This window comes from Dietzia sp. E1, from assembly GCF_014145015.1.
GTDB classification, from domain to species: domain Bacteria; phylum Actinomycetota; class Actinomycetes; order Mycobacteriales; family Mycobacteriaceae; genus Dietzia; species Dietzia cinnamea_A.
The window spans coordinates 1-11,411 of record NZ_JAALDU010000058.1 but is presented as its reverse complement, the minus strand read 5'-3'; the positions used below and the strand labels follow the sequence as shown (position 1 = coordinate 11,411).

Below are 11,411 nucleotides of genomic sequence, written 5' to 3'. Positions count from 1 at the left end.
GCTCGGTGGGCGGGTCAGCAGGCCCCGCAGCCCCCGGGTCGGCGGGATCGGTCGCCGGGGTCGGCTCGGTGGGCGCGTCGCCGGCGGGGTCCGGATCTGCGGGATCGTCGCCCCGGCGTGGGCCGCCCGGTCCGCTCACCGCGGGATCTTCCCGTGCGACTCCTCCGTGACACGCCCGTTCGCGAGCACGGGGATGACCTTCCGGATATCGGTGACCTCGTCGTCGTCGACCTCCACGACCATCAGCCCCGCGTCGGGACCGGCCTCGGAGCGCACGGTCCCGTCCGGCCCGACGAGCAGCGAGTGACCGACTCCGGTGGGTGCGCCGCGCTTGACCTCGACGCCCTCGACGGCCGGGTCGGCCTGTCCCACGGCGAGCAGGAAGGTCGTCGAGTCGAGCGCGCGCGCCCGGGCGAGCAGCCGCCACTGGTCGACCTTGCCCGGCCCGGCGCCCCATGACGCGCTGCACAGGGTGAGGCGCGCGCCGGCGGACGCGAGCGCGGTGTACTGGCCGGGGAACCGGATGTCGTAACAGACGCTCAGGCCGACCCCCACGCCGTCGACCGTCACCACGCGCGTCGCGTCACCGGGCTCGACGGTGTCGGACTCGGCGAACCCGAACGCGTCGAACAGGTGGATCTTGTCGTAGCCCGTGTGGATCTCCTCGCCGCCGCCGGTGGGTCCCGTGACCAGGAGGGTGTTGCGGACGCGGCCGCCCCGACCGGGCGTGAACATACCGACGACGACGAGGACACCGTGCTCACGGGCGGAATCGGCCACGGCACTCGCCCACGGGCCCTCGAGGGGTTCGGCGATCTCGTCGAGTCGACCGGCCCCGAACGCGCGCATGGTGGCTTCGGGGAACACCACGATGCGAGCCGACTGCGCCGCGGCCTCGGCCACCGACTCGCGGACCAGTCGGAGGTTGTCCTGCGGGTCGCGTCCGGTCAGGATCTGGGCGGCGGCGATGCGCACGGGCGTCCTCCTCGTGGGCGTGCGGGCTGGTTGTCGCCGCCGAGGGTACCCGCCCGCGCGGGTCAGTCCTGGCGGACCCCGCGCTGGTGCCGCGGGCGCCACACGACGACCGAGGTCGAGCGCGGCACGTGGACCAGCTCGCCGCCGGCCCGACCACCGGTACCGGCGCGGCGGCGGAGTTCGGCGACCTCCTCGACCAGCTCGGACACGCGGCTACGCAGGGCGTCGACCTGGTTGGTCAGTTCCATGATCCGCTTGATGCCGGCGAGGTTGACGCCCTCCTCCTGGCTCAGGCGCTGCACCTCGCGGAGCATCGCCACGTCCCGCAGGGAGTAGCGTCGTCCGCCGCCGCTGGTGCGTTCGGGTGTGACGATGCCCAGGCGGTCGTAGGTGCGCAGGGTCTGGGCGTGCAGGCCGGACAGTTCGGCGGCCACCGAGATCACCAGGACGCTGTCGTCGGGCCCCAGCTCCCCGACGTCCCGCCGGGGGCTCATGTCGCCCCGGCCCAGCCCGACCTGGGATCGAAGCCCGCCGCACGCAACGCGTCGTCGTAGGCGGCCAGTTCGGCTTCGGCCATCCCGGCGGGGGGCGTGGCCACACGGAGGGTGACCTTGAGGTCACCGGTTCCGGTCTTGCTCGCGATGCCCCGGCCGCGCACGCGCAGGATCTGGCCGTCGCGCGAGCCGGCGGGGATCTTCACGGTCACCCGCCCCGTGAGCGTGGGTACGGACACCTGCGCGCCGCGGACCAGCTCCGGGTAGGACACGGGCAGATCCACCAGCAGGTCGGATCCGTCGCGGTCGAACACCGCGTCCTTCTGGACGGTGACGGTGACGTAGAGGTCGCCGGACGGGGCGCCGCGGAAACCGGCCTCGCCCTGGCCGGAGAGCCGGATGCGTTGACCGTCCTGGACGCCGGCCGGGACCTTGACGTTGATGGTGCGGGTGCGGTTGGTGACGCCGCTGCCCGAGCACTCGGGGCACGGGTCGTCGATCTTGGATCCGGTGCCGCCGCAGTCGGTGCAGGGCTCGGCGAACCCGAACGCCCCCTGGTTGCGCTGGGTGACGCCGGCGCCGTGGCAGGTGCCGCACACCTTGGGGCTGGTGCCGGGCCGCGCACCGCTGCCGTGGCAGGTCAGACACGGCGACGGCGAGGACAGCTTGATCTGGACCGTCTCGCCGAGAGCGGCCTCGCGGAACGACAGGGTCAGAGCGGTCTCGACGTCCTGGCCGCCGCGCGGGCGCTGTGCTCGGCTCCGACCGCCTGCGCCGCCGCCCCCTCGGGCCTGGTTGAACAGGCCTCCGAAGAGGTCGGAGAAGCCGCCGGCGCCGCCGGGCCCGCCCCCACCGAACAGGTCATTGAGGTCGAAGTCGCTCGTGGTGGTGTAGCCGCCGCCGCCGGGCGTGAAACCACTGAACCCGCCGGAGGAGACCTGCGCACGGAACGCGTCGTACTCCTTGCGCTTCGCGGGGTCGCCGATGACGTCGTTGGCCTCGCTGATCCGCTTGAACTTGTCCTCTGCGGCCGCGTTGCCGGGGTTGGAGTCCGGGTGATTCTCGCGGGCGAGCTTGCGGTATGCCTTGCGGATGTCGTCCTGGCTGGCGGTCTTGGAGACGCCCAGTTCGGCGTAGTAATCCTTCTCGACCCATTCGCGCTGACTCACCAGACGCCTCCTTTCCTCAGATCTCGTATTCTCTCAGGTTCCCCGGCGCGGCCGGGGCCGGGTCGGCGTGCGGGCACGGTCTGGAGACCTGGGGTCGGTCCGCGCCCGCACGCCGGGTGTGAGCCGGGTGGCTCAGCGGACGATCACCATCGCCGTCCGCAGGGTCCGCTCACCGTGGCGGTAGCCCTTGCGCAGGATCGTGCCGAGGACCGGCTCGGAACCGTCGGACTCGTCCTGCACGGCCTCGTGGATGGCGGGGTCAAACGCGTCGCCCTCCTCGCCGAAGGCCTCGACACCCTGGGAGGCCAGCAGCGCGTGGACCTTGTCGGCGAAGACCTTGAGCGGCCCCTCCTCCAGGTCACCGTGCTCACGGGCCCGGTCGAGGTCGTCGACGATCCCCAGCAGTTCGGTGAGCACCGATCCCTTGGCGGTGTCGATGATCGACTGGCGGTCGCGCTCGACGCGGCGGCGGTAGTTGGCGAACTCCGCCGACACCCGCTGCAGGTCCGCGGTCCGCTCGTCGAGCTGCGCCTGCAGCGCCGACGTCGGATCGTCGTCCCCGCCGTCATCGGCCTCGGTGCCGTCGGCAGGGGCGGCGCCGTCTGCCGCGGCCGGGCCGTCGGCGGGAGCGGTGCCCTCGTCGACGACCTCGGCCTCCACGGTCTCCGCGGCGCGCTGCGTCTCGTCGTCAGCGCCGGCCCACGCGGCGGTCTCGGCGGCGTCGCTCTCCTCGGGGCGGGTCACTTGGACTCACCCGCATTCGGCCCGGCGGGCCCGTCCTCGTCGACCACCTCGGCGTCGACGACGTCATCGTCGGCCGCGCCACCGGTCGTGGCGTCGCCGGCCTCGGCGCCCTCGGCCGCGGAGGCCTCGTAGATCGCCTGGCCGACGGCCTGGGCCTCGGTGTTGACCTTCTCCACCGCGGACTTGATCGCGTCGACGTCCGAGCCCTCGAGCGCGGTCTTGGCGTCAGCGATCGCGGCCTGGAGGGACTCCTTCTTGTCGGCCGGGATCTTGTCCTCGTTCTCCGAGACGAACTTCTCCGTCTGGTAGATCGTGGACTCGGCCTGGTTGCGGGCGTCCGCCTCCTCGCGACGCTTGGCGTCCTCGGCGGCGTGCTCCTCGGCGTCCTTGATCATCTGGTCGATCTCCTCCTTGGAGAGGCCGGAGCCCTCCTGGATGATGATCGTGTTCTCCTTGCCGGTGCCCTTGTCCTTCGCGGTGACGTGGACGATGCCGTTGGCGTCGATGTCGAAGGTGACCTCGATCTGCGGCACGCCGCGCGGCGCCGGGGCGATGCCCGCGAGCTCGAACGAGCCGAGCAGCTTGTTCTGCGCGGCCATCTCGCGCTCACCCTGGAAGACCTGGATCTGCACGGACGGCTGGTTGTCGTCGGCCGTGGTGAAGGTCTCGGACCGCTTGGTCGGGATGGTCGTGTTGCGCTCGATGAGCTTGGTCATGACGCCACCCTTGGTCTCGATGCCCAGCGACAGCGGGGTCACGTCGAGCAGGAGCACGTCCTTGACCTCGCCGCGGAGCACGCCGGCCTGGAGCGCGGCGCCCACGGCGACGACCTCGTCCGGGTTGACGCCCTTGTTGGGCTCCTTGCCGCCGGTGAGCTCCTTGACCAGGTCGGACACGGCCGGCATACGGGTCGAGCCGCCGACCAGGACGACGTGGTCGATCTGCGAGACCGAGATGCCGGCGTCCTTGATGACGGCCTGGAACGGCTGGCGGCAGCGGTCGAGCAGGTCCTGCGTGATGCGCTGGAACTCGGCGCGCGAGAGGGTCTCGTCGAGGAACAGCGGGTTCTTGTCCGCGTCCACAGTGATGTACGGCAGGTTGATCGAGGTGGACTGGCTCGAGGACAGTTCGATCTTGGCCTTCTCGGCGGCCTCACGCAGACGCTGGAGCGCCATCTTGTCCTTGGTCAGGTCGATGCCGTTCTGCGCCTTGAACTTGTCGACCAGCCAGTCGACGATCCGCTGGTCCCAGTCGTCGCCACCGAGGTGGTTGTCGCCGGAGGTCGCGCGGACCTCGACGACGCCGTCGCCGATGTCGAGCAGGGAGACGTCGAAGGTGCCGCCACCGAGGTCGAAGACCAGGATGGTCTGCTCCTTGTCACCCTTGTCGAGGCCGTAGGCCAGGGCGGCCGCGGTGGGCTCGTTGACGATGCGCAGGACGTTGAGACCGGCGATCTGGCCGGCGTCCTTGGTGGCCTGACGCTGGGCGTCGTTGAAGTAGGCCGGCACGGTGATGACGGCGTCGGTGACGTCCTCACCGAGGTAGGACTCGGCGTCCCGCTTGAGCTTCTGAAGAATGCGGGCGCTGATCTCTTGCGGGGTGTAGTTCTTGCCGTCGATGTCGCTGGACTTCCACTCGGTGCCGATGTGGCGCTTGACCGAGCGGATGGTGCGGTCGACGTTGGTGACGGCCTGGTTCTTCGCGGGCTGGCCCACGAGGACCTCGCCGTTCTTGGCGAACGCGACCACCGAGGGGGTCGTGCGTGACCCCTCGGCGTTGGCGATGACGTTGGCCTCGCCGCCCTCGAGGACGGCGACGCACGAGTTGGTGGTGCCGAGGTCGATACCGACTGCACGTCCCATGGTGATCTCCTTTTCTGCTACGCGAGCGCGAACTCGTCTTTAGTGAACCCGGCTCAAGGGCCGGGCCGTCTGACTCCACCCTGCCTTCCGGCTACCGAAGGAGTCAACCCGACTTGAGTCTGGTGCGCTGAGGTTTCTCGCCGCGTACAACCGGCGGTCTGCGGGTTCCATTCCCGGAGTGAGTCAACTCACAGTAAAAGATGAGTCGGTCGGACTCAACGACGAGAGCGTCCCGGCACCCCGCGGTGGGCGGAGGCATCCGGAACGCTCGGGTCATGGAGAGAAGAAAAGGAGAAGAGAAGAAGCGACGACGACGAGGTGCACCGTCCGCCGGCACCGGGCGATCGCCCCCTGCGCCGGCGCACTCCCCGGTCTAGATCACGCCCTGGGCGAGCATGGCGTCGGCGACCTTGCGGAACGCGGCGATGTTGGCGCCGGCGACGAGGTCACCCGGGGCGCCGTACTCCTCGGCGGTCGCGGCCGCGGTGGCGTGGATGGTGGTCATGATCCGGTCGAGCTCGGAGTCCACGCGCTCGAAATCCCACTGCAGACGCCCGGCGTTCTGCCGCATCTCGAGACCGCTGGTGGCCACACCGCCCGCGTTGGCGGCCTTGGCGGGCCCGAACAGGATGCCCCGCTCGTGGATGACCTCCACGGCCTCCTCGGTGCACGGCATGTTGGCACCCTCCGCGATCACCCGGCACCCGTTGTCCGCCAGCAGCCTGGCCGCGTCGCCGTCGAGCTCGTTCTGGGTGGCACAGGGCAGTGCGATGTCGCACTCGACCTCCCACACCGTCCGCCCCTCGACGTACGTGCAGTTGCCGCGCTCCTCGGCGTACGCCGTGAGGCGTGCGCGACGCACGTCCTTGATGTCGGAGAGCAGGTCCAGGTCCAGCCCGTCCTCGTCGAGGATGTAGCCCTGGCTGTCCGAGCAGGCCACGACGGTCGCGCCGAGCTGGGCGGCCTTCTTGGCGGCATAGATCGCGACGTTGCCGGAACCGGAGACCACCACGCGCGAGCCCTCGAGGCTGTACTCGGTGTCGCGGAGCATCTCGCGCACGAAGTAGACGAGCCCGTAGCCGGTCGCCTCGGTGCGGGCCCACGACCCGCCGTACCCGACACCCTTGCCGGTGAGAACGCCCGCCTCGTTGCGGCCGGTGATCCTGCGGTACTGCCCGTACAGGTAGCCGATCTCGCGGCCGCCGACGCCGATGTCGCCCGCGGGCACGTCGAGGTCCGCGCCGATGTGATGCGCGAGCTCGGCCATGAACGACTGACAGAAGCGCATGACCTCCGCGTCGCTCTTGTCGTGCGGGTCGAAGTCGGAGCCGCCCTTGCCGCCGCCCAGGCCGAGGCCGGTGAGGGCGTTCTTGAAGACCTGCTCGAAGCCGAGGAACTTCAGGGTGTCCTCGTCCACGGACTTGTGGAAGCGCAGGCCGCCCTTGTACGGGCCGAGGTCGGAGCTGAACTGCACGCGGAAGCCGCGGTTGACCTGGACGACCCCGTTGTCGTCGACCCACGGGACGCGGAAGGCGATCACGCGCTCCGGCTCGATGATCCGCTTGAGGATCCCGCCCTCGACGTACTCGGGGTGCTGCTTGACCACGGGCGCGAGCGACTCCAGCACCTCGTGGACCGCCTGCCGGAAGAGGTGCTGTCCGGGATTGCGTCGCACCACGGTCTCCAGCGCGTCATGTAGTGCGGCGTCAGCGTCGGACATGGGACCTCCGGTCGATAAGTCTTTGGTGATGACGCATGCGTCGTTGCCGAAGAGGCAGCCTAGCGGCAGGGTCCGCGATTCTCCGACTCCCCTCCCCTACCGAAAACCGCCAGGCGATTCTCACTAATCACACGTGTCACACTGGACTCACTAATCACAGGTCCGTAATCTCACCGGCATCATCCCGAGCAGCGATCGGTCGACCAGCGGTCGTCCATCTGTGCATCACGGAAGGCCATCATGCGCATCACCTCGACACTCGCCGCCGTCGCCGCCGCAGCGGCGCTGGTGGTCACCGCGTCGCCCGCCGGCGCGAACCCCTCCGCCACGCCCCCTGCACCCGCTCCCGCCACCGCGCAGCCCGCCGCGGCGCAGGCGCTCCCCGTCCTGGCCGACGCCCTCGCACCGCAGCTGACCTCGCTCGTCGAGGCGCTGTGGCGCGACCTGGGTCTCACCCCTGAGCAGTTCCTGGCCCAGGCCGGCCTCGGCGAGCGCCTCGCCGAGGCCCGGCCCCACTGGGAGCAGCAGTTCCGCGACGCGTTCGGCGGCGTGTGGCTGGACGACGAGGGCACCGGCCTGGTCGGCGTCGTCGCCGGTCCGGCAGGTGACCGTCTCCGGTCGGAGGCCACAGAGGCCGGGTTCACCGTGCAGGACGTGGCGCTCACCACAGCAGAGCTCGATGCCCGCGAACGACAGGTGCGCAAGGTCGTCGAGGGCATGCCCGAGAACCTGCAGGAGCTCGTCACCGCCATACGCGTCGACCCCGCCCGCAACGCCGTCGTCGTCACCACTCGTGGCGGCGAGGCGGCCGAGCTGGGCAACCTCGACGCCCGGCTCCGCGATCTCGCCGAGATCGACATGATCGAGGCGCCCGACCCCCGCTGGGACACCGCGCCGTTCGGCAGCGAGGGCGGCGGGCAGTCCGAGGGGACGCCCACCGTCGACGGACTCGAGCCGGCCACCACCCGCACGGGCGCCGCCACCGGCGAGCGGCTCGACGCCCAGTCGGCGCCGGGCAGCGGGGCCGGCGGATCGGGATCGCTCGGCAGCCTCGGCCTCCTCAACGAGGCCGGCCTCATCCCTGAGGGTCCGCTCCGCACGGTCGTCGACCTGCTCGCCGGACTGACCCCCGGAACCGGCTCGATCATCGACGGCATGAACGAGACCGTGCCTGCGCAGGCCACCCCGGTGCCGGAGGACCGACGCCGCGCCATCCAGTCCGTGCCCGCCCCCGCCGGTCCGGTCGTGGGCGGTACCGCCTACCAGGTGCGCGTCCCGGACGGCGTCCTCGAGTGCTCCACCGGTTTCAACGGGGAGCTCGACGGCAAGCCCGTCGTCGTCACCGCCGCCCACTGCGCCGGCGCCGACGGCACCCGCGCGGCCCTGGCCGACGGCGAGGAGTTCGGCACGATGACCGGTACGCAGCGCGAGGGCGTCGACACCGCGCTGATCGCGGTCGACGAGGACGCCGCGGACCGGTTCCGCACCAACCTCGTCGGCACCGGGGACGGCAGCACCCAGGCGATCGTCGGCACGGCGGCGCCGGTCGTGGGCCAGAAGGCCTGCAAGACCGGGTTCCGCACCGGCTTCTCCTGCGGCACCATCTCCCAGGTCGGGGCCCAGATCGACGTCGCCGGCACCCGCACCATCGAAGGCGCGTTCACCGTCGACCTGTGCGCCCTGCCCGGCGACAGCGGCGGAGTCGTCTTCTCCGGCGACCGCGCCCTGGGCATCTCGAGCGCGTCCAACGTCGCCGACACCGGCACGTGCGCCAACGCGGACACCGTCGCCCGCGCCGCCGGGTTCACCCCGCGGCTGTCGGCGGTCCCGATCGACGACGTCCTGGCCGCACACCCCGGGCTGACGCTGCGCACCCGCTGACCACCTGTGTGCACCAGCTGACCATCTATACGAACCACGCGGGCCCCGCCTGCGAGTGGAGCCTGCTCCGGTTAGGGCAGCCTCAACTCGGCGAACGGGGCCCGTGTGGCTTACCTTTGACCTCGACACAGTCGACGGGCGCCCACAGGGTCTATGAGTGCTCGTGCGTCGAGAAGTGCGACGAAAGGCCGCGAACCATGTCAGGCGTGACCATCACACTCGGGACGATCGGCGTCCTGCTCAGTCTGTTCTGCTGGGCCTCGTTCATCGGCGGCGTCACCCGCATGGTGCGCGGCCTCTTCCTGGGACAGAAGGACGGATTCGACCGCTTCCGGCCGATCCTGCCCCGGCTCAAGAATGTCATCGTCGAGGTGGGCGCCCACACCCGGATGGCGCGCAAGCGCTCGGTGGGCTTCTTCCACTGGTTCGTCATGGTGGGCTTCCTGCTCGGATCGATCGTCTGGTTCGAGGCCTACATCCAGACGTTCAACCCCCGCGGTGGATGGCCGTGGCTGTCCGACCAGGTCTGGTGGCACGCGATTGACGAGTTCCTGGGCCTGGGCACCGTCATCGGCATCACTGTCCTGATCATCATCCGCCAGGTCAACCAGCGGAAGGGCCTCAACCGCTTCGAGGGCTCCGACCGTAAGGCCGCGTACTTCGTCGAGATCGTCGTGCTCCTCGAGGGCCTCGGCATGGTCTTCGTCAAGGCCGGCAAGCTCGCCCTGCAGGCCGAGGAGGGCCACCACTTCCACTGGGCCACCGACTGGGTCTCCGGTCCGCTCTCGACCCTCCTGCCCGCCAACGAGCTCATGGTCTCGATCTTCGCGCTGATCAAGCTGCTCTCGGGCATGGTCTGGCTGTACGTGGTGGGCCGCAACATCACCTGGGGCGTCGCCTGGCACCGCTTCGCGGCGTTCTTCAACATCTACTTCAAGCGCGAGGCCGACGGCCGCACCGCGCTCGGCCCGCTCAAGCCCATGACCATGGACGGCGTCCCGCTGACCATGGAGAAGATCGAGGAGCTCACCGAGGAGGACGAGGACTTCGAGCCGAAGCTCGGCGCCGGCGCCATCGAGGACTTCTCCTGGAAGGGCTGGCTCGACTTCTCGACCTGTACCGAGTGTGGCCGCTGCCAGGAGCAGTGCCCCGCCTGGAACACCGGCAAGCCGCTGAGCCCCAAGCTCATGATCATGTCCCTGCGCGACCACGGTGCCGCGAAGGCGCCGTACCTGCTCGCCGGTGGGCAGACCACGATGGGCGAGGAGACCGGACTGGTCGACGCCGAGGGCAACCCCGACGAGGCCAAGCTCGCCAAGATCCCGGAGGCGGCCCGCCTCGAGGCCCAGCGCCCCCTCGTCGGTCACACCACAGCGGACCTCTCCGACGACCCGATGGCCGCCGGCATCATCGACCCCGAGGCCCTGTGGTCCTGCACCACGTGTGGCGCCTGCGTCGAGCAGTGCCCGGTGGACATCGAGCACGTCGACCACTTCATCGACATGCGCCGCTACCAGGTGCTCATCGAGTCGGAGTTCCCGACCGAGCTCGCCGGCCTGTTCAAGAACCTCGAGAACAAGGGCAACCCCTGGGGCCAGAACAACTCGGGTCGTGACGAGTGGATGAACGCCCTCGACTTCGACATCCCGGTGATCGGCAAGGACGTCGAGGACTTCGGCGACACCGAGTACCTGTTCTGGGTCGGCTGCGCCGGCGCCTTCGAGGACCGCGCCAAGAAGACCACCCAGGCCGTCGCCACCCTGCTGCACACCGCCGGCGTGAAGTTCGCGGTGCTCGGTCAGGGCGAGACCTGTAACGGTGACTCGGCCCGCCGCGCGGGCAACGAGTTCCTGTTCCAGATGCTCGCCGAGCAGAACATCGAGACGCTGAACAACGCGTTCGACGGCGTGCCCACGTCGCACCGCAAGGTCGTCGTGACCTGTGCGCACTGCCTCAACACGCTGAAGAACGAGTACGGACCGCTCGGCGGCGAGTACCAGGTGGTCCACCACACCCAGCTGCTCAACCGCCTCGTGCGGGAGAAGCGTCTCATTCCGGTCGCGCCGATCGACGGCAACGTGACCTACCACGACCCGTGCTACCTCGGCCGCCACAACCAGGTGTACGAGGCCCCGCGTGAGCTCATGGACGGCTCGGGCGTGACCCTCAAGGAGATGCCGCGGCACGGTCAGCGGTCCATGTGCTGTGGCGCCGGTGGCGCCCGCATGTGGATGGAGGAGACGGTCGGCAAGCGCATCAACATCGACCGCGTCGACGAGGCGCTGTCGACCTCGCCCTCGAAGATCGCCACGGGCTGCCCGTTCTGCCGCGTGATGCTCTCCGACGGGGCCACCGCCCAGACGGACGGCACCGAGCTCGAGGGTCAGGTCGAGGTCGTGGACGTCTCCCAGCTGCTGCTGGAGTCCATCTCCCGTGACGGCGGCCTGCCCGATCCCCGCGAGCCCCAGTGGCTCGAGCAGCCCAAGCGGGAGAAGACGACCGCGGAGAAGGAGGCCGAGCAGGCCGAGCGCGACGCCGCGGAGGCCGAGCGGGCGTCGGCTGCCGC

8 protein-coding genes are annotated in these 11,411 nt (G+C 70.2%); 2 read left to right on the top strand and 6 right to left on the bottom strand.

Features of this window, described 5'->3' with window-relative positions:
* Positions 1–135: 135 nt before the first annotated feature.
* The 6 genes from G6030_RS02690 to gdhA form a co-directional block, all read right to left on the bottom strand.
* Positions 136–975 carry a carbon-nitrogen hydrolase family protein gene (locus tag G6030_RS02690; protein WP_061914666.1) on the bottom strand — a complete coding sequence of 280 codons (840 nt, stop codon included), beginning with the start codon at positions 973–975 and terminating at the stop codon, positions 136–138.
* A 62-nt stretch (positions 976–1,037) separates the two neighbouring features.
* Positions 1,038–1,469: a helix-turn-helix transcriptional regulator gene (locus G6030_RS02685; RefSeq protein ID WP_182642125.1), complete on the bottom strand. Its 432-nt coding sequence runs from the start codon at positions 1,467–1,469 to the stop codon at positions 1,038–1,040.
* Entirely contained in the window at positions 1,466–2,638 is a 1,173-nt protein-coding gene (gene dnaJ, locus G6030_RS02680) for a molecular chaperone DnaJ (RefSeq protein WP_182642124.1), read from the bottom strand. The genes G6030_RS02685 and dnaJ overlap by 4 nt, the downstream gene beginning before the upstream one ends.
* A gap of 132 nt (positions 2,639–2,770) precedes the next feature.
* Complete coding sequence (gene grpE, locus G6030_RS02675) at positions 2,771–3,382, bottom strand: nucleotide exchange factor GrpE (protein ID WP_182642123.1); 612 nt, start codon at positions 3,380–3,382, stop codon at positions 2,771–2,773.
* Positions 3,379–5,244, bottom strand: a complete 1,866-nt coding sequence (dnaK, locus tag G6030_RS02670) for a molecular chaperone DnaK (protein ID WP_182642122.1) — start codon at positions 5,242–5,244, stop codon at positions 3,379–3,381. The genes grpE and dnaK overlap by 4 nt, the downstream gene beginning before the upstream one ends.
* A gap of 373 nt (positions 5,245–5,617) precedes the next feature.
* The gene (gdhA, locus tag G6030_RS02665) at positions 5,618–6,964 is read right to left on the bottom strand and encodes an NADP-specific glutamate dehydrogenase (protein ID WP_007629700.1); all 1,347 of its coding nucleotides are present in this window, start codon (positions 6,962–6,964) and stop codon (positions 5,618–5,620) included.
* Between the two features lie 240 nt (positions 6,965–7,204).
* Here gdhA and G6030_RS02660 point away from each other — a divergent pair, with 240 nt between their 5' ends.
* Positions 7,205–8,845 carry a S1 family peptidase gene (locus tag G6030_RS02660; protein ID WP_182642121.1) on the top strand — a complete coding sequence of 547 codons (1,641 nt, stop codon included), beginning with the start codon at positions 7,205–7,207 and terminating at the stop codon, positions 8,843–8,845.
* A 197-nt stretch (positions 8,846–9,042) separates the two neighbouring features.
* Positions 9,043–11,411, top strand: a 2,369-nt coding sequence (locus G6030_RS02655) for a (Fe-S)-binding protein (RefSeq protein WP_241724112.1), incomplete at its 3' end; no start/stop codon positions are given.